At 64.5% G+C, this 19,088-nt stretch carries 17 protein-coding genes; 9 read left to right on the top strand and 8 right to left on the bottom strand.

All coding sequences use genetic code 11. The features are described 5' to 3' along the window. Positions 1-142: 142 nt before the first annotated feature. Positions 143-553: a hypothetical protein gene (locus tag EJ072_RS19630; protein WP_126080900.1), complete on the top strand. Its 411-nt coding sequence runs from the start codon at positions 143-145 to the stop codon at positions 551-553. Positions 554-822: 269 nt separating this feature from the next. Here EJ072_RS19630 and EJ072_RS19635 read toward each other — a convergent pair whose 3' ends face one another. Together EJ072_RS19635 and EJ072_RS19640 are read right to left on the bottom strand one after the other, a co-directional pair. Then, positions 823-2,931, bottom strand: coding sequence for a sensor histidine kinase (locus tag EJ072_RS19635; protein ID WP_245466914.1), 2,109 nt, complete (start codon positions 2,929-2,931; stop codon positions 823-825). 153 nt (positions 2,932-3,084) lie between these two features. Beyond that, on the bottom strand, positions 3,085-3,813 hold the full coding sequence (locus tag EJ072_RS19640; protein WP_245466915.1) for a response regulator transcription factor: 729 nt from the start codon (positions 3,811-3,813) through the stop codon (positions 3,085-3,087). A 93-nt stretch (positions 3,814-3,906) separates the two neighbouring features. On the opposite strand from EJ072_RS19640, the gene EJ072_RS19645 reads away from it, so the two are divergent. Beyond that, positions 3,907-4,608 carry a response regulator transcription factor gene (locus EJ072_RS19645; RefSeq protein ID WP_126064136.1) on the top strand — a complete coding sequence of 234 codons (702 nt, stop codon included), beginning with the start codon at positions 3,907-3,909 and terminating at the stop codon, positions 4,606-4,608. A 72-nt stretch (positions 4,609-4,680) separates the two neighbouring features. On the opposite strand, the gene EJ072_RS19650 is transcribed toward EJ072_RS19645, so the two are convergent. After that, entirely contained in the window at positions 4,681-4,845 is a 165-nt protein-coding gene (locus EJ072_RS19650) for a hypothetical protein (protein WP_108702949.1), read from the bottom strand. 33 nt (positions 4,846-4,878) lie between these two features. Continuing rightward, positions 4,879-5,211: a hypothetical protein gene (locus tag EJ072_RS19655; RefSeq protein ID WP_126064138.1), complete on the bottom strand. Its 333-nt coding sequence runs from the start codon at positions 5,209-5,211 to the stop codon at positions 4,879-4,881. Between the two features lie 352 nt (positions 5,212-5,563). On the opposite strand from EJ072_RS19655, the gene EJ072_RS19660 reads away from it, so the two are divergent. Then, positions 5,564-6,019 (top strand): L,D-transpeptidase, encoded by a 456-nt coding sequence (locus EJ072_RS19660; protein WP_126080901.1) that lies wholly within the window; start codon positions 5,564-5,566, stop codon positions 6,017-6,019. A gap of 176 nt (positions 6,020-6,195) precedes the next feature. Here EJ072_RS19660 and EJ072_RS19665 read toward each other — a convergent pair whose 3' ends face one another. Beyond that, entirely contained in the window at positions 6,196-9,279 is a 3,084-nt protein-coding gene (locus EJ072_RS19665) for an efflux RND transporter permease subunit (protein ID WP_126080902.1), read from the bottom strand. Beyond that, the gene (locus tag EJ072_RS19670) at positions 9,276-10,535 is read right to left on the bottom strand and encodes an efflux RND transporter periplasmic adaptor subunit (protein WP_245463393.1); all 1,260 of its coding nucleotides are present in this window, start codon (positions 10,533-10,535) and stop codon (positions 9,276-9,278) included. The genes EJ072_RS19665 and EJ072_RS19670 overlap by 4 nt, the downstream gene beginning before the upstream one ends. A gap of 138 nt (positions 10,536-10,673) precedes the next feature. On the opposite strand from EJ072_RS19670, the gene EJ072_RS19675 reads away from it, so the two are divergent. After that, a complete protein-coding gene (locus EJ072_RS19675) occupies positions 10,674-11,207 on the top strand; it encodes a TetR/AcrR family transcriptional regulator (RefSeq protein WP_126080903.1) in 534 nt (177 codons plus the stop codon). 91 nt (positions 11,208-11,298) lie between these two features. Further along, a complete protein-coding gene (locus EJ072_RS19680; protein ID WP_126080904.1) occupies positions 11,299-12,909 on the top strand; it encodes an inorganic phosphate transporter in 1,611 nt (536 codons plus the stop codon). A gap of 448 nt (positions 12,910-13,357) precedes the next feature. Here the strand turns inward: EJ072_RS19680 and EJ072_RS19685 are convergent, their stop codons facing one another. Together EJ072_RS19685 and EJ072_RS19690 are read right to left on the bottom strand one after the other, a co-directional pair. After that, positions 13,358-14,518, bottom strand: coding sequence for a patatin-like phospholipase family protein (locus EJ072_RS19685; protein WP_126080905.1), 1,161 nt, complete (start codon positions 14,516-14,518; stop codon positions 13,358-13,360). Next, complete coding sequence (locus tag EJ072_RS19690; protein ID WP_126080906.1) at positions 14,511-15,299, bottom strand: acetoacetate decarboxylase; 789 nt, start codon at positions 15,297-15,299, stop codon at positions 14,511-14,513. The genes EJ072_RS19685 and EJ072_RS19690 overlap by 8 nt, the downstream gene beginning before the upstream one ends. 226 nt (positions 15,300-15,525) lie before the next feature. Between EJ072_RS19690 and EJ072_RS19695 the strand changes: the two genes are divergently transcribed. From EJ072_RS19695 to EJ072_RS37320, 4 genes are all read left to right on the top strand, one after another. Continuing rightward, complete coding sequence (locus tag EJ072_RS19695) at positions 15,526-16,314, top strand: 3-hydroxybutyrate dehydrogenase (RefSeq protein ID WP_126080907.1); 789 nt, start codon at positions 15,526-15,528, stop codon at positions 16,312-16,314. Between the two features lie 278 nt (positions 16,315-16,592). Next, positions 16,593-17,411: a sulfurtransferase/chromate resistance protein gene (locus EJ072_RS19700; RefSeq protein ID WP_126080908.1), complete on the top strand. Its 819-nt coding sequence runs from the start codon at positions 16,593-16,595 to the stop codon at positions 17,409-17,411. Then, on the top strand, positions 17,408-18,796 hold the full coding sequence (gene chrA / locus EJ072_RS19705; RefSeq protein WP_126080909.1) for a chromate transporter: 1,389 nt from the start codon (positions 17,408-17,410) through the stop codon (positions 18,794-18,796). Before EJ072_RS19700 ends, chrA begins: the two co-directional genes overlap by 4 nt. Positions 18,797-18,915: 119 nt before the next feature. Further along, positions 18,916-19,041 carry a hypothetical protein gene (locus EJ072_RS37320; protein ID WP_281059467.1) on the top strand — a complete coding sequence of 42 codons (126 nt, stop codon included), beginning with the start codon at positions 18,916-18,918 and terminating at the stop codon, positions 19,039-19,041. The last annotated feature ends 47 nt before the right edge of the window (positions 19,042-19,088 follow it).

Below are 19,088 nucleotides of genomic sequence, written 5' to 3' on the forward strand. Positions count from 1 at the left end.
GTTGCCGTGGATCGGAAGGCCGCACCGCTCAGCGTCTGTTTCAATCCTGTTACACAGGCAATCGCCGCCAATCATCCGACTGTTACGTGGTGCGACTAAGTTCGTTTCACAGCAAAAAGAAAGATAACGAAGGGAACACCCTATGTTTGCGAAAGTTCATGCCGCCGATACCAATCGCCGCCAGCATGGCCCGGAGCGCAATGACCGCCGGCCGAAACTTGCGCTGCGCCAGCGCGCCAGCGACCATCCGATGGCGATGTTCATGCTGATCGGCGCCTGCGCCTTCGTCGGCATGCTGGCCGCGCCCGCCTCCGGTCCGGCCTTCGCTTCGATCAACCCGCCGGCCAATGTCGTTGAAGGCGCGCAGACCACGCTCAAGACCGCCCGCCTGCCGGAATCTGCGATCGACTTTGCCTGTAAGGGCCAGAACTGGGGCGCCGAGAGCGTCGAGTGCCTGCGCGCCATCGCCGAGCAGTCCGGCCAGCACCGTGAGCGCGCTGTGCGCATGATCGCCAACGCCGCCCCGGTCACCAACACGCCGAACATTTTTTAAGACCTCCCCAGAGCGCTCCCTCCTGCGCTCAAGTCAGGCTCCCGCCGCTGAAGTCGGTCGGGAGCCTCTTTTTTGGGGTCTGCCCATATTCAGGTGAGGCCGGCCTGCGAAGGGTGGCCTCCTGCGCTTCCGGTGCTCACGTACTTTAAGTACGCTCCGCTCCGGTTCTCGGAAGCCACCCTTCTCGGCTCGGCCTGACCTGAATCTGAACAGACCCCGCGCAGGCGCCAAGTCGGAATTCGGCCGCGCGCCTTTCCAGGTTAGCCCGCTCAGATATGGGAGCCATTGTCGGCCGCGGCTGCGGCCTCGTCGGCTACCGCCGACAGGATGCCGCGGACGTCGAGCGTCGAGAAGGGCTTTTCCAGAATGTGCGGGCGCTGCGGCGGCGGCAGCGCTTCGATCTCCGCCTTGGCGCCGATGAGGTCGCCGGTCACCAGCACGAAGCGCTTGGCCAAAGCGGGCTGCTGCGAGAGCAGCTCGCGGTAGATCGCGATGCCGCTAGTGCCCGGCATGCGCAGGTCGGAAAAGACGATGTCCGGCGGCATATGGCCCGTGAGCACGTCGGCGGCGGAGGTCCAGCTTGCCACCACGCGCGACTTGAGCCCCATCAGCTCCAGTATATCCGAAAGCGAGCCCGCGACGTCGGGCTCGTCGTCGATGATCAACGCATGGCGCAACCCGCTCGAGCGCGCCGGCCCTTCACCCGCGCTTGCGGCACCGCCGGCAATCGCCGGCAATTGCACGACGAAGCGCGCGCCGGTCGGTTGCACTTCCTCGAACCAGATGTTGCCGTTGTGGCGCTCGACGATCGACTTCGAGATCGACAGGCCGATGCCGGTGCCAACCCCGACCGGCTTGGTGGTGAAATAGGATTCGAAGATTCGCGCGCGGATCGCCTCGGGAATGCCCGGGCCGTTGTCCTCGACGGAGAAGCCCGGATTGCCGTGCTCGTTGCGGAATGTCCGCACCTTGATGATCCGCTCGCCGGTGATGCCGGCCAGCGCATGCTGGCTGTTGATGAGGAAGTTCGCCGCCACCTGGGTGATATGGTCGGCGTCGGCCATGGCAAGCAGCGGCCCGGTGGCGAAATCGGTGTCGATGATGATGCCGCTGGAGCGGGCACCATAGGCGGTGACTTCGAGCGCCGAGCGCATCACCTGGTTGAGATCGGTCTCGGCCTGCTCGGTCGGGTGCAGCCGCACCATCGACAGGAAGCTCTTGACGATGCGGCCGCAGCGCTCGGCGGCCGCGCGCACCTTCTCGGCGCGCACCTTGGTCTGCGGATCGCCGGCGAATTCGTGCAGCAGCGTCGACTGCGCCACCACCACTGCCAGCGGGTTGTTGAGCTCGTGCGAGACCCCGGCGAGCAGCGAGCCCATCGCCGCCATCTTCTCGTTCTGGTGCAGCTTCTCGCGCTGGCGGTTGATCTCCTCCTCGGCCTGCAGCTTTTCGCGCAGGTCGCGGATCGAGCCGAAGATCAGGCGGCGGTCGGCAACGCGCATCTCCGTCGCCGTCAGCTCGATCGGGAAAATCTCGCCGGCTGCGTTCTGGGTGACGGTCTCCAGGCGCTGGCCGACCATCGGCGCGCCGCGGCCCGCCATGTATTCGGCACCCGAGGCGTAGCCCTTGCGGTAATATATCGGAACGATGGTATCGAGCAGGTCCTTGCCGAGGATGGAGCTGCGCTGGAAGCCGAACATCTTCTCGGCGGCCGGATTGAACTCGATGATCGAGCCCGTCTCGTCGATGACGATGATGGCGTCTAGGGAGGCCTGCAGCATGGTGCGGCGGATCACCTCGCTGGCATGCGCCTCGGATGGCGAGCGCTCGATGGCGTCGCCGATGGCCAGAGCGATGATGTGCAGCGTCGCCTCTTCCTCATCCGTCCATTCGCGCTCGGCGACGCAGTCGTTGACCGCCAGCGTGCCCCAGAGGTGGCCATGCGCGAAAACGGAGACGGACAGGAACGACTTGATGCTCTGCTTCTCGAAGTCGTCCCGCAGGAAACCGTCCAAGTTGCGTGTGTGGCCGGAGAAGATCTTGCCCTGCCGCTCGTCTTCCTGCAGGCGCTCCAGCAAGGTATCCGAGTTGATGATCGACTGCATTATCACCGTGGGCGAGGCCAGGTCGCCGCCGGAGTCGGGGTCGATCCAGTAGGCGGCGACCGACTGGGCGAAACCTTCGCCCGGCAATTCACGCAGCCGGAAGAGAATGCCGCGCTGGCAATCCATCTTGCGGCACACCGTCTCCAGTATGCCGTCCATCTCGCGCTGCCAGTCGCCCGCCTCGCGCAGGCGGCGCACGACATGCACGGCCGCCATCGCTGCGCCGCCCGGGCGCGAGGCATGCGTATCGGTGCGTGCTGCATCGGCAGTCATGGTAAATTCCAGGCCCGGACGTCGGTCGTTCAGAGCACCCTTCGTTCCCGCGGAAACGGCGAACCGCTCTATCGCTTTGTTTTGACGCAATTCCGGACGGAAGGCTACGGCGAAACCGCCGAGCCTACCACTCACACTTTTCCTGGAATTGCTTTAGTTGGCGTCGCCATTCGGCAGCGAGAAGATATAGCCTTCGCCGCGCACCGTGCGCAGGAATTTCGGATTGGCTGGGTCGGCCTCGATCTTCTTTCGCAGCCGCATGATGCGGATGTCGACCGCGCGTGACGATTCCGGGTCCTCGACGAAGCCGATGGCTTCCGAAATCGCCGCGCGCGTCAGGAGGCGGTTGGCGCGGGTGAGGAAAACCTCGAGCACGTCGAATTCGCTCTTGGCCATCTCGATCACCGCGCCATTGGCGGCGGTGACCAGGCGACCGTCGAAATCGGCCTGAAAGCCGCCGAAATTCATGAAACGCCGATTGCCGGTCTCGGCCTTTGCGGCTTGCGGCTCGGCCGGCTGCGGCACGCGGCGCAAAACGCTGCGCACCCGCGCCAGCACCTCGCGCAATTCGTACGGCTTGACGATGTAATCGTCGGCGCCGAGCTCCAGCCCGACGATGCGGTCGAGCGCGGTGCCGGCTGCGGTGGCATAGATGATGCCGATCGGCGTCTTCGAGCGCAGCCAGCGGCCGAGCGACAGCCCGTCCTCACCGGGCATGGCGATGTCGAGGATGGCAAGGTGAAAGGGCTGCGTTTCGAACAGCGCGCGCGCCGCCACGGCATTCTCGGCCGTCACGACGTCATAGCCGCTGGCGCCGAGATACTCAGCCACGGCCTCCCTCAGATCCGGTTCGTCCTCGACGACGATGATGCGTGCCTTCACGACGCGCTCGCTCCCGCTTTCAGCGGAAAGTAGATTGGGTATAAACATGATGTCCAGCACTCATCTCGAGTTGTCTGTGGCGGGGTGGAGAAAATGGCCGCACGATCCGTCATTGCGCTTGTGTCCGTCGCCGAGGTGGTGGCGGGCGATCTCGCCGACCATCTCGAGCGGCGTGGGCACGACGTGCGCCAGGCGCGCCAGCCCTGGGAGGCGGAGACGCTGCTTTCGGCCGGCGGTATCGATGTCGTGGTGGTCGGCGACGAGGTCACCCAGGCCGAGAGCCGCGAACTGCTCAAGCGCTACAGCAGCCAGGGCGCGGGTGGCGAGGGCGGCCCCGATTTCATCCTGATCTGCCGGCCGCGCGACCTTGTCGACAAGGTGCTGGCGCTCGAGCTCGGCGCCGCCGATGTGGTCGAAAGCCCGCTCAACGTGCGCGAGCTTGCCGCGCGCATCGGCGGCCTGCTGATGAGACGCGGCAGGGCCGCCGGGGAGCTGATCGTGCTGGAGAACGCCACTGTCGACCTGCGATCGGCCATGGTCATGCATCGCTCGGGTGCGGAGGATCAGCTTTCCCCGGGGCAGGTGGCGTTGCTGAAGCTGTTCCTGGCGAGCCCGCGCAAGGTGCTGACCCGCGACGACATCATTGCCGCGGCCCCGGCCGAGAATGCTGACGCTTTCGACCGTTCGATCGATTCGCGCATCGTGCGGCTGCGCCGAAAGCTCGACACCGAGACCATCATCACCATCCGCGGCGCCGGCTATCGTTTCGATCCACCAGCCTCGCGCAACGAGTGAATTCGGGTCGACGAGTCTATCAAGCATCGGATTCCCCAAAGCGGTGGTCATCTTGGGTCCGGCGCCTGGCGCTCAGCGCACCACAATGATCGAGGGGCCGGATAAAATGTCGGCGCCGGCGGTTGTCTCGGCGTGGGCGCGCTCCTTGAGCAGCACCGTCGCCAGCGCGGCAAAGCCGAGCAGGCCCTGCGCGTAAAGCAGCGCGGAAAGCACGGAGGCGGCAAATTTCGTCTTCATGTCCCTATCCTCAATCTCGATGTCGTCGGTGCTTCAGGAAACTCCCGAAGCGCCCGCGCCGCTGACGGAGCCCCCCGCTGCGGCGCGGGCCTTCGGTCCTCTCGGCAGCAAGTAGCCGGAGGGGCCGCGCGTCCTCAGCAGCCGGAGGCCGACCCGCCAGAGGGCCTTCAGCCGGTGGACGCGCAGGCTGGAGACAATCCAGACCGTGGCGATGAACAGAGCCATGTGCAGTGTCGAAACCTCGCCGGACGTCATCGCCGCCAGCGCCGTCACCGGGCTGCCGGCCACAGAGCCTGCGCCGCCGAGCGCGATTGCCGCGACGCTGATCCTGAGAAGCCAGGAGCGGAGTTTCGATTTCCTGCCCATTTTCGTTTGCAGTTGTCTGTTCCCGTTGCGTCAAATCTGCCGCCGGCCTGTATCCAGATCATGCCGCCGTGGCTGCACTTTGTTGCAGTTTGGTTTCGAGCCGGGCGTAAGTGTTTAATATTGGAAATGAAATGAACTTTCGTTTCCGGGACTAAGCTCATTGTGTAGCGCCGACCTGCCGCGCCCCGGAAGAGGTGCGATGTAATGGCTGGCCGGAGCTTCTTGTTAACTTATGGAAACGAATTCGAAACAGAAACGAGCATCAAGCGAAATAGCTCGGAAACGGACGAGCACGATAAGAGCCCATCGAAATTGAAGCCGGACACAACGGCAAAAAACAGAGGGATCCGTCATGCATACCGCCATTTCCGCCAAGCTCATCCATGTCGCCGCCGCCGCGCTCACCGGTGCCGCGCTGCTCTTCGGCGCCGGCAATGCCGCTCACGCCAACCAGATCGTCGCCAAGGTCTCGCTGTCGCAGCAGATCATGGAAGTCACCGTCGACGGTCGCCCGACCTACACCTGGAAGGTCTCGACCGGCGCGAGGGGGCACATCACGCCGACCGGTTCGTTCAAGCCGACGCGCATGCATGAGATGTGGTACTCGAAGAAATACGACAACGCGCCGATGCCGCATTCGGTGTTCTTCAGCGGCGGCTACGCCGTCCACGCCACCTACGCCATTAGCCGTCTCGGCCGTCCCGCTTCGCATGGTTGCGTGCGGCTGCATCCCGACGCGGCAGCCGACTTCTATCAGCTCGTCGAGGCCTTCGGCCCCGCCAACACCAGCATCGTCATCGTCAAGTAAAAGGCTGGGTTAGGGTAGCAGGCCGGTTGCCGCCTTCGGCGTACTTTGTGAGACGCAATTCCGGACGGAAAGCCGTTACACACTTTTCCTGGAATTGCTCAGCTGAAGCCGTGAGGCAGCCGCCAAAAAAGAGGCCGGAATTTCCGGCCTCTTTTGTTTTTTTGCTGTCGTGCCGATCAGCTCGGCAGCGCCGGCATCAGCTTCGGATCGGGCTTCTCGGCGAGATGCGGCAGGTCCTTGCTGGCGATGAAGGTGTAGAACATCGGCACGACGAAGAGCGTGAACATGGTGCCGACCAGGATGCCGGTGAAGATGACCAGGCCCATCGAATAGCGGGCGGCCGCGCCGGCGCCGCTGGAGATGATCAGCGGCACGACGCCCAGCGCCATCGCCGCCGTCGTCATCAGGATCGGCCGCAGGCGCACCTTGGCCGAAGCGATGATGGCGTCGCGGCGGCGCATGCCGTGCACCTCGCGCTGCTGGTTGGCGAACTCCACCAGCAGAATGCCGTGCTTGGTGATCAGGCCGATCAGCGTGATTAGGCCGACCTGGGTGTAGATGTTGAGCGTCCCGAGCCCGATGTTGAGCGGCACGATGGCGCCGAAGATCGACAGCGGCACGGCCATCATGATGATCAGCGGGTCGCGGAAGCTCTCGAACTGGGCCGCCAGCACCAGATAGATCACGACCACCGCCGCGGCGAAGGCGATCAGGATGGTGTTGCCCTGCTCCTTCTCCTGCCGCGACTGGCCGGAATAGTCGATGAAGAAGGTGTCGGGCAGGGTCTCATTGGCGATATCCTCCAGCACCTTCAAGCCGTCGCCGGTGGTCACGCCGGGCAAAGGCAAGGCCGAAATCGTCGAGGAGTTCAGCTGGTTGAACTGCTCGATGGCCGCCGGCGAGGCGTTGGTCGAGATCTTCACCACCGCCGACAGCGGCACCATCTTGCCGTCGACGCTGCGAATGAAATACTCGCCAAGCTTCTCGGGGTTGTCGCGGAATTCCTGCGGCACCTGCGGGATGATGTCGTAGCTGTTGGAATCGCGGTCGAACTGCGCCACCTCGGCGCCGCCGACCAGCAGCGTCAACGTATTGCCGATATCGGCGATCGGCAGGTTCAACGCCGCCGCGCGCTCGCGGTCGATGGTGACCGTCACCTGCGGCGCGTCGTAGGCCATCGAGTTCTGCACGACGATGAAGCGGCCCGAGGCTTGCGCCTTGTTCTTGATTTTCTCGGCCTGATCGAAGACCTCCGAAGGGTCGCCAGTGGAGCGCACGACCATGGAAATCGGCAGGCCGCCGCCGGAACCGGGCAGCGTCGGCGGCGCGAAGACGAAGGCCTGAACGCCGGCGACCTTGGCGAGCCGTGCGGTGATGTCGGCCTGCAGTTCCTTCGAATTGCGCTTGCGGTCGGCCCAGTCCTTGAAGGCGAAGCCGACAAAGGCGCTGTTGGTGGCGCCGCCGAAGGCGACGGCCGAGAACTGCGCCCGGGTCTCGGGGATGTCCCTCACCAGGCCGAGCATCTGGTTGACATAGGTCTCGGTGTAGTCCGAGGTCGCATAGCGCGGCGCGGTCACCAGAGAGAGCAGGAAGCCCTGGTCTTCTTCGGGCGCCAGTTCGGTCGAGGTCTTGGTGAACATGAAGCCGGTGAGGGCGACAAGCGCCACGACGATGATCAGCGTCACCGGCCGGTTCCGGAGCGAGGCGGTGACGGCCCGTTCATAGAAGCGCTCGACGCGGCTGAATGTACCATCGACGATGCGCTGGAAGCGTCCGTGCTGGCCAGCCTTCAGCAAACGCGCCGACATCATCGGCGTGATCGTCATGGCGATCAGGCCCGACAGCACCACAGAGCCGGCCAGCGTCACCGCGAATTCGCGGAACAGCGCGCCGGTCAGGCCTCCGGTGAAGGCAAGTGGGGCGAACACGGCGGCCAGCGTGATGGTCATCGCCACGATGGCCGTCGCGATCTCGCGCATGCCGTTGAAGGCCGCCTGCATCGGCGACATGTGGTCCTCTTCCATGTGGCGGTGGATGTTTTCCACCACCACGATGGCGTCGTCGACGACGAGGCCGATCGCCAGCACCATGGCAAGCAGCGACAGAAGGTTGATCGAGTAGCCGACCGCAAACAGGATGAAGCAGACGCCGATCAGCGACAGGGGGATGGTCACGATCGGCATCATCACCGAGCGGAACGAGCCGAGGAACAGAAGGATCACCACGATGACGATGGCGACAGCCTCGCCGATGGTCTTGAACACTTCCTCGATCGAGGCGCTGATCTGGCCGGTGGCGTCGTAGACGACCTCGATCGTCATGCCTTTCGGCAGCGTTTCCTGAATCACCGGCACGAGCTTGGTGACCGCGGCCGCAGTCGTCAGCGGGTTGGCGGCCGGCGTCGGGAAGATGGCGAGGAAGGTTCCCGGCTTGCCGTTGAAGCTCACCCTGGTGTCGGTGCTGGCCGCGCCGAGCTCGACACGCGCGACATCGCGCAGGCGCACAACCTCGCCGTTCGTCGAGCGGATCGGGAGCTGGGCGAAGGCCTCCGGCGTCTGCAGGGTCGAATGCACGGTGATCGAGGAGACCACATACTCGTTCTGGGTGTTGCCGGGCGCCGACAGGAAATTCGAGTTGTTGATGGCGGTCAGCACGTCAACCGCCGTGGCGCCGCGCGCGGCGAGCCGGATCGGGTCGATCCAGATGCGCATGGAATATTCCTGGGCGCCGAAGATCTGGACGTCGGCGACGCCTTCCACGGTCGAAATGCGGGGCCGAATGACGCGCTCGATATACTCAGTGAGCTGCTCCTTCGTCATGTTCGGGTTCTGCATCGAGATGTACATCATCGCGAACTGCTGCCCGGTGCCCTTGACGATGACCGGATCCTTGGAGGCGTCCGGCAAGGTGCCGCGCACGCCCTGGACCTTGGACAGCACCTCGGCGAGCGCGACGTCCGGATTGGAGCCGAGCTTCATCTGCACCGTGACCGTGCTCGAGGACGGACGGCTAGACGAGGTGACGTAGTCGATGTTTTCGGTCGAGGCGACGGCGCGCGCGATCGGCGCCGAGATGAAGCCCTGGATGAGGTCGGCGCTGGCGCCCGGATAGGCCGTGGTGATCGTGATCGCCGTCTCGTCAACCTTGGGATACTGGCGGATCGACAGGCCGAAGATGCCCTGGAAGCCCAGCAGCAGGATCATGCAGGCCAGCACCGTCGACAAGACGGGCCGGCGAATGAAGAGGTCGGAAAAGCTCATTGCTGAACCTCTTTGTTCGCCGATTTGCTGGGGTCGATAGTGTTGTCGACAGCAACCGACATGCCGTTGAAGAGCCGGTTCTGGCCGGCGGTGACGACCTGGTCGCCGTCCTTGAGGCCCTCGACGATCTCGACCATGCCGTTGTTGCGGCGGCCGAGCTTCACGAAGATCTGCGAGATGGTGAACGCCTGCTGCTGCGCGGCATCGGCCGGCTTGGCGTCAGCCGGCTTCGTGGCGTTGTCGGCGGGTTTGGACGCGTCCGCCTGCGGCTTGGCGGCATCGGCGGTGGCCTTCTGCTCGTCCGGCTTTGCCGGCGCGGCAGCGGCGCCCTCCGCCGGCTTTGCCGGCACAACCACGAAGACATAATCGCCGTAGAGGCTCGTCGTCACCGCGGTTTGCGGCACGGAGATGACATTGTCTTCCTGCGGCAGCTCGACACGGATCTGGACGAACTGGCCAGGCGTCAGCTTGCCTTCCGGATTGGCGACCTCGCCGCGGATCGAAACCAGCCGGCTTGCCGGATCGATCTTGGGATCGATGCCGCGGATGGAGCCGGCAAACGACATGTCCGCAAGGCTGCTGCCGAGCTTGACGGTCTGGCCGATCTTGAGCAGCGGCAGCTGCTGTTCGGGAACCGTGAAGTCGACCCGCATCGTGTCCAGATCCTGGATCGTCACCACCGAATTGCCGGGGGCCAGATATTGGCCGATATCGATCTTCGGGATGCCGACCGTGCCGCCGAAGGGCGCGGACAATTGCTTCTGGTCGAGCACCGCCTGCAGCTTGTTCACCTGTGCCGCCGAGGCATCCGCGGCGGCGCGCGCGGCGTCGAGCGTCGCGTCCGTGCCGACGCCGCGCCGCTGCAATTCGATCGCGCGGGTCAGCGCCGCCTGGTCGGAGGCGGCCTGCGCCTTCTGCGCCACCAGATCAGCCTTCTCGACCGCGTCGTCCAGCTGCAGGAGCACCGCGTCGGTGGCGACCTTCTGGTTGGCGTGGAAGAGGATGTTCTTGACGATGCCGCTCGTTTCGACGGTAAGGTCGACGCCGCGCACGGCATTGACGGTGCCGATGGCCTCGACGCCCGGCGTCCATTCCGAAGGCTTGACGACCACTGTCGAGACCGTGGCGGCCGGCGGCTTCATGGTGGCGAAATACTGCTTGATGCCGGCATCGCGCATGAAGTTGAAACCAACGATGCCGACGCAGACGAGAGCGAGCAGAATCAGGAACACAGCGATGGTGAAAAAGCGCTTCACGGACAGTCCCCTCGAGTCGGCAACCGGCAAACAATCGATGCCGGGATATCGACAACAGGTCCCGACTTCAAACGGCGCCTTACTGTACCGGCTGGACGGTCTTGTCAATTCCGCCTAAGCTAATATAGGGGAGGCGTGATGAGAGCACCCAGGGCAAACTCACGCGAAAAGATACTTGCCGCCGCCGCCGACGTGGCGCGCGAAGCAGGCCCGGGAAGCTTGTCGCTCGAGGCAGTCGCCAGCCGCGCCGGGGTGTCGAAGGGCGGCTTGCTTTACAACTTCCCGACCAAGGCCAAGCTGATGCAGGGCCTTGTCGAAAGCTATCTCCGCGACTTCCAGACGGCGTTGGAAGCACGCACCGCCGAGGCCAGGCACGAAAGCGCCCTCTCGGCCTATATCAAGCTGTCGGCCGACGACTGCGAGCGACCGAAACCCTCGGCCTCCTGGATTTTCTCGGCGATCGCCGAAGATCCCGATTTCCTGGCGCCGATAAAGGCCTTCAAGCACCAACTGCTCGAACGGTTGAAGGAAGAGACCAGCGATCTCGGCTCGCTGCTGGTCTGCTTTCTCGCCATCGAGGGGATGCGCAGCATGAACCTTTTCGATTCCGATGTGCTTTCCGAAGACGAGCATAAGCTTCTGGTGGCCTCGCTCCTGAAGATAGCCGGATAGGTGGCCTGCCGGCCAAGGCGTCACACCAGCTTCATCCTAGGGACATAGCGTCCTTCCCGGTTCTTTGCTGCAATGCAAATGGAGTGGGACAATGGTGGACGTAGTTTCAAGTGAGGCGGGGATCCCGAGACCGGATCATCCCTTGGAGCAATCGGGCGGGGCGAAATGGTTTCTGCCGGCTTTCGGCGTGCTGGTGCTCGTCGGCATCATCTATGTCGGCTACGCGCTCAGCCAGGATCTGGCGATCGCCAAGACGGTACCGTGGATCCTGCTCGGCATAGCGCTTCTGATTGCGCTGGGCTTCGAATTCGTCAACGGCTTCCACGACACCGCCAACGCCGTCGCCACCGTCATCTACACGCGGTCGCTGCCGGCCGAATTCGCCGTCATGTGGTCCGGCGTCTTCAACTTCCTCGGCGTCTTGACCTCGAGCGGCGCCGTGGCGTTCGGCATCCTGTCGCTGCTGCCGGTCGAGCTCATCCTGCAGGTCGGCTCGTCATCCGGCTTCGCTATGGTGTTCGCCCTTCTGGTCGCCGCCATCCTGTGGAACCTGGGCACGTGGTTCCTCGGCCTGCCGGCTTCGAGCTCGCACACCATGGTCGGTTCGATCATCGGCGTCGGCCTCGCCAACCAGTTCATGGCTCCGGCAGGAAGCGCCACCAGCGGCGTCGATTGGGGGCAGGCGACCAATGTCGGCACCACCCTGCTGGTCTCGCCGATCGTTGGGTTCTTCGCCGCCGCGGTGCTGCTCTATGCGATGAAGCTCCTGGTGCGTAATCCTGCCCTCTACGAAGCGCCGAAGGGCAAAACGCCGCCGCCATGGTGGATCCGCGCGCTGCTGATCTTCACCTGCACCGGCGTCAGCTTCGCGCATGGCTCCAATGACGGCCAGAAGGGCATGGGCCTGATCATGCTGATCCTGATCGGCGTGGTGCCGACCGCCTATGCGCTCAACCGCACGCCCGACATCAACTATCTCGACGCCTATAAGTCGGCGTCCGTCGCCGTCGAGCAGGCGCTGGGCAAATATGTCAAGCCGGGGGTCACCGTCGCGGATGCCAATGCCGCAAAGGCCGCCGTGCAGGAAGCTGTGCGCAGCAAGTCGTGGAACGACCAGACGACGCTCGCACTGCAGACCTACATCCACAGCACGACCGCCGGGCTGCAGCCCTACGCCACCGTGGACAACGTTCCGACCGACCTGGTCAGCAACGCGCGCAACGACATCTACCTGATCGGCGAGGCGCTGAAGCTGATTGACAAGAAGAAGCTGCTGCCTATGCAGGACGCCGACCTGAAGGCGGTCACCGACTATCACAAGGCGGTCGACAACGCGACGAAGTTCATCCCGCTGTGGGTGAAGATCGCCGTGGCGCTGGCGCTTGGGCTCGGCACCATGGTCGGCTGGAAGCGCATCGTCGTCACCGTCGGCGAGAAGATCGGCAAGAGCCACCTGACCTATGGCCAGGGCGCCGCCGCCGAGCTGGTCGCGATGGTCACCATCGGCATGGCCGACCGTCTCGGCCTGCCGGTGTCGACCACCCATGTGCTGTCGTCCGGCGTCGCCGGCACGATGGCGGCCAACGGCTCCGGCCTGCAGTGGTCGACCGTGCGCAATCTTCTGCTGGCCTGGGTGCTCACGCTGCCCTGCTCGATCGCGCTCGCCTTCGTGCTGTTCGTGATCTTCCGCCACGTTTTCTGAGTCTAGCGCAAAGAGTTCAAAAAGGCAGCGCCGGTCGCCGGCGCTGCCTTTTTTGTTTGGGCAAAACCCATGTTCGGGACACGAGTCGCGAGGGATGTATTTGCTGCGTCGAAATAGCGCTCGGAGATAGCCGAGGCGCCCCTCATGTCGTCATTCCATGGCGGAGCAAGGAGCGAAGCGACGCGGCGCAGACCATAGAATCCATTCCGTTACCTATGAGCGTCACGGCGGTCAGAAAGATCTTTGTTCTGCGCCGTCTTTACCCTTCGCGCCAAGCCACGGAATGGATCCTCGGGTCTTCGCGACGCCGCTTCGCGGCTGCTCCGCCCGTGGATGACGACGCGAGGCAGAGTTTCGACAGTCTCGTAGGGCCGATCCGCTCGATCGAACGACTGGGTTCTCGCGGCCAACAGATACGATGCCGCTGAAAGCCGCAGCGCAGGGCTGATCAGGTCGGGTCTTCGCGATGCAGGTCGTGGATGGTGACGCCTTCGGCATTGTCGGGCAGCATCAGCCACTTCTTGTGGCGCAGCGTGCGCTCGGTGTCTTCCAGGCCCATCTCCCAGTGCTCGCGCATCGAGGTGCCGGAGAACTCATAGTCCTTGGCGTGGCCTTCATAGCCTTTGTGCTGGTAGATCAGGTGGACGATGTTGACCACGCCGGCGTCGGAATAATCGGCGATCAATTCCCTCTCGCCGTCCTTCAACTGCTCCGGCGGCACGCGCTTCAGCGCGTCAAGCAGCTTCATCTTGAGCGCGTGGATGCGCTGGAAATTGTCGGTGTTCTGGCGCGTGCGGCTGGAATACATGATGTCCTTGTGGCGCGACAGGACGTCGGCCATGCCGCGCGGCAGCACGCCGCGGGCGCTGAACAGATCGACCTGGAAAACCAGCGAGGAGCGGTCCTCCTCCTGGTCGAGCAGATATTGCAGCGGCGTGTTGGAGACGATGCCGCCGTCCCAGTAATACTCGCCCTCGATGCGGATCGAGGGAAAGGCCGGCGGCAGCGCGCCGCTCGCCATGATGTGCTCCGGCCCGATGCGCACCTTGTCGGTGTCGAAATAAACGAAATTGCCGGTCCGGACATTGACCGCACCGACGCTCAACCGCTTCCTGCCGTCGTTCAGCACGTCGAAATCGATCAGGCTTTCCAGCGTGTCCTTGAGCTCGGCGGTGTCGTAGAAGCTGGTGGCGCCGTCTGCCCCGGCCAGCTGGAACCAGGGGTTGGGGCTGCGCGGCTTGAAGAAGCCCGGCTGGCCCATGGCCATGGTCATGAATGACGAGGTCTGGTTGCGGATATCGCGATAGATGTCGCCTTCCGGCGTATAGGCCCAGATCTTGCGGCCCGAGACGGTCTGCCAGAACTGCTCCAGCCGCTGCAGGCGGCGGCTCGGCTCGTTGCCGGCGATGATCGAGGCATTGATGGCACCGATCGAGACGCCGGACAGCCAGGTCGGCTCGCAGCCGGCGTCGGCTAGCGCCTGATAGACGCCGGCCTGATAGGCGCCGAGCGCGCCGCCGCCCTGGAAGACCAGGGCGATGCGGTCGTATTGCGCGGTGATTTCAGCGATGGTGGCGGCGGCCGCCCTGTTGCGGTTGCGCTCAAGCACCGGCTTTCTCCAGCGCCTTCACGCCGGCAGTCGATCGGCCGTGGTCGGCGAGATAATCATGCACGACTTCGCCGAGGCCGAGCGTCAGATCGGCCGTGAAGTGCACGGCCGAAACGATGTCGAGCACAGGCAGCTTGGCCACATCGGCCATGACATGGGGGCGCAGGTCGAGCGCGGCGGGCGCCGTCCAGGCCTCCTTCAGTGTGACGTCGGTGAGATAGTAACGCACCAGCTCGCAGATGCGCGGGCTGCCGTCGACATGCGGAATGATCTTGATCAGGAAATTGGGCGCGGCGAGCGCTGCCAGCACCTGGTCGTGGTCGGCCTCGCGATGCTTGTAGCCCATGGTGCCGGTGGCGCACAGAACGCTGCCATAATGCAGCGTGCCGACCACCACCTCGCCCTCATGCACGATCTTGGGGCTGGCGAGCTTCTTGGGGAAGCCCCAGAGCTCGCGGCCGCCGGCGATCGGCGCGTCGTCGTCGAGATACATGGAATGCACATAGCCGCCATGTTGGCCCTTATAGCGCACCGGGATGACCTGGCCGGTCTCGGTGTAGTCGCCGAAGCCGGTCGAGTCCGGCATGCGGATGAACTCGTATTTGACCAGCGGCTCGTCAATCTCGAGCGGCGCGGGCACGACCGCCTCCAACGCCTCACGCGTGGTGCGGTAGGTGATGATGATGTATTCGCGGTCGAAGAAACGGTAGGGTCCGGGCGGGAAGGAAGGGTTGGTGAGGGGCATCGCGTAGGCGCGCTTCACGACATCGTCGATTTCCAAGCTATTCACCCATCGGTTCAGGAACGACACGCGCTGGACGCGCGGCAGGATATGTTGCACGGCACCATGACAGTGCCATGTCACCCGCATCGAGCGCCAGCTTGGCGGGCATCGGACAGCATCACAACATTGTAATCGCTACGACATATGGTCATGGCATTGTCATCCTGCGGCGCACAAACTATGTGCCCTTGTAGTTCCCTTCCCTCCTGTCGCGAGATCTCCCATGGGTTCCCTGTCTTCGAAGAATGCGCTCGTCACCGGCTCGACCAGCGGCATCGGCCTGGCAATCGCCCGGGCCTTCGCCGCCGAGGGCGCCAACGTCACCATCAACGGCCTGGGCGATGCCGCGGCGATCGAGCAGGAGCGGGCCGGCATCGAAAAGGATTTCGGCGTCAAGTGCCGCTACTCGGACGCCAACATGATGGATGGCGCAGCCGTCACCGCCATGATCCATGAGGCCGAGGAGGCGTTCGGCAGCCTCGACATCCTGGTCAACAATGCCGGCATCCAGCATGTCGCGCCGATCGAGGAATTTCCCGACGACAAGTGGGAGGCCATCATCCGCATCAACCTCCTGGCCGCCTTCTACGCCATCAAGGCGGCGGTGCCGGGCATGAAGGGTCGCAAATGGGGCCGCATCATCAACACGGCCTCGGCGCATGCGCTGGTCGCCTCGCCGTTCAAGTCGGCCTATGTCTCGGCCAAGCACGGCATTGCCGGCCTGACCAAGACGGTGGCGCTGGAACTGGCGCAGGACGGCATCACCGTGAATGCGATCGCGCCCGGCTATGTCTGGACGCCGCTGGTCGAGAAGCAGATCCCCGACACGATGAAGGCGCGCGGCATGACCGAGGAACAGGTCAAGCACGATGTGCTGCTGGCAGCGCAGCCGACCAAGGAATTCGTCACCGTCGAGGAGCTTGCCGCGCTGACGCTTTTCCTGTGCTCGGACGCCGCCAAGCAGATCACCGGCGCGACCCTGCCGATGGATGGCGGCTGGACCGCGCAGTAGGGCAAAGGTCGTTTCAGGGAAGGGCGGAGCGGAGCTCGCGTCCTCATAGAGCAGTTCACCGTTTCACGGAAACAGTGAACCGCTCTATCTCTCTGTTTTTGCGCAATTCCGGACGGAAAACCGCTCACACTTTTCCTGGAATTGCTCTAGGCAATTTGATTTCTTGACAATCGCAGGGGACCGTTCCAGCATTCCCGTAAGGGGTTCCCCGCGATGACCCCGTGAGGCGTCAGCCCAACGATCGCGTCCAGACTCTCTCTGTTCAGGAGGTGGACGCCATGCCGTCAACAACCGCAATCACTGTTCCGCAGCTTTCCCGTCTCGTCGGCTTGCCCGACACGCCTTGCCTGGTCGATGTGCGCACCGACGAGGATTATGAAATCGACCCGCGCCTGCTGCCGGCGTCTTGCCGGCGCGATTTCAGAACCGTCTCGACCTGGGCCGCCGAGTTCTCCGGAGCAAAAGTCGCCGTCATTTGCCAGAGGGGGCAGAAACTCTCGCAAGGCGTTGCCGCATGGCTGCGCCATGAAGGCATTGCGGCGGAGTCGCTGGAAGGCGGCTTCGAGGCCTGGGTCGCCGCCAAGGCGCCATTGGTCAGCGCCGGTGCGATCCCGCCGCGCGACGAAATGGGGCGTACCGTGTGGGTCACGCGTTCGCGGCCGAAGGTCGACCGCATCGCCTGCCCCTGGCTGATCCGCCGTTTCGTCGATCCCGATGCGGTGTTCCTGTTCGTCGATCCGGCCGAGGTGCCTCTGGTGGCCGATCGCTTCGGCGCGGTTCCCTTCGACATCGAAGGCGTGTTCTGGAGCCATCGCGGCGATCGCTGCAGCTTCGACACGATGATCGAGGAATTCGGCCTGGGCGTCGACGCGCTCGACCGACTGGCGCTGATCGTGCGCGCCGCCGATACAGCGCGGCTCGACCTCGCGCCGCAGGCGGCCGGCTTCCTCGCTGCCTCGCTCGGCCTGTCGCGCATGTTTCGCGACGATCTCGAGCAGTTGGAAGCCGGCATGCTGCTTTACGACGCCTTCTTCCGCTGGTGCCGCGACGCCGCGGACGAGACGCATAACTGGCCGGCCGGAGGCAAGGCGCCATGACCGCGCTCGCCAAGGACGACGCCGCGCCGCCGGTGGATACCCCCGGCATGCCGAGCTTCCGTGAGGCGACGCGGCTCTGGGCCAAGATCGGCCTGCTGTCCTTCGGCGGGCCGGCCGGGCAGATCGCGCTGATGCACAAGGAGCTGGTCGAGGAGCGCCGCTGGATCGGCGAGGAGCGTTTCCTGCACGCGCTCAACTATTGCATGCTCCTGCCTGGACCCGAGGCGCAGCAGCTTACCGTCTATATCGGCTGGCTCCTGCACCGGACCGCCGGCGGCCTCGTCGCCGGCACACTGTTCGTGCTGCCTGGCGCGCTGGTGATGCTTTGCCTGAGCAGCTTCTACATGCTCTACAACGACGCGCCGGTGGTCGAGGCGCTGTTCTTCGGGGTCAAGGCGGCGGTGCTGGCCGTCGTCGTCGAGGCGGTGATCCGCATCGGCAAGCGGGCGCTGAAGAACCGCGTAATGGTGGCGATCGCGGTGGTGGCCTTCCTGGCGATCTACATCGCCAAGCTGCCGTTCCCGCTGATCGTGCTTGCGGCTGGCCTCATCGGTTGGATCGGCAACCGCTTCGCGCCAGGCCTGTTTTCCGGCTCGGCCCATGGCAAGGGTGGGGCTACCGTCGACAGAATCGGCGTGGTCGACCTGATGTTCGAACGCGGCGAGCTGGCCCACACCGTGCCCACCAAATGGCACGCGGTCCGCACCATCGCCATCTGGCTGCCGCTCTGGCTCGGACCGGTGGCGCTGATCGCCGTGCTGGTGGGGCCAGGCAGCGTGTGGGCGCAGATCGGCGGCTTCTTCAGCCTGATGGCCGTCGTCACCTTCGGCGGCGCCTATGCGGTTCTGGCCTATGTCGCGCAGGCGGCGGTCACCTCTTTCGGCTGGCTGTCACCCGGCCAGATGGTCGACGGGCTGGGCCTCGCCGAGACAACGCCCGGACCGCTGATCCTGGTGCTGCAATTCGTTGGCTTCGCCGCCGCCTATCGCCATGCCGGCCTTGCCAGCCCGCTGCTCGCCGGGTCGCTCGGATCGCTGCTGACGCTCTGGGCGACCTTCGTGCCCTGCTTCTTCTGGATATTTCTGGGCGCCCCCTACATCGAGCAGCTGAGGCAGAACCGAGCGCTGGCAGCGGCGCTCGGCGCGATCACCGCGGCGGTGGTCGGCGTGATCATGAACCTGGCGCTGTGGTTCGCGCTGCATGTCGTCTTCGGCAAGGTCGCAAGCGTCGGTTGGGGCGTGGAGGTGCCGGTCCTGTCCTCGCTCGACTGGCGCGCCGCGCTGCTGTCGGTTGCGGCGATGGTTGCCATGTTCAGGCTGAAACTCGGCATGCTGCCGACGCTGGCGGCATCGGCGCTGGCGGGACTTTTCCTGTCGGCGCTATAGGCCGCGCGCAGTTCCGATCACATCAGCGTGAATGAAAAAGCGGAGCGGCCGGGAATAAACGGCCCGGTCCGCCGGTCTCCAGGGCATGCGCGTTTTGTGCGCACCAGCAGGAGACCGTCATGAAACGGCATGAAGACAAATACGCTAGGGCTGAAGAGGGCGAAGGCGTCTACCGCAGCCGTCCCATGGAGCGCTGGCGCTGGGCGCATCTGTTCCGGGCGATGCCGCCCCGCCGCCGGCCCTGATCCGTGCCGGTCGCAACCATCGAGATCCACGACCATGACGGCGAGCA

This window comes from Mesorhizobium sp. M2A.F.Ca.ET.046.03.2.1 (genome assembly GCF_003952425.1).
Classification (GTDB): domain Bacteria; phylum Pseudomonadota; class Alphaproteobacteria; order Rhizobiales; family Rhizobiaceae; genus Mesorhizobium.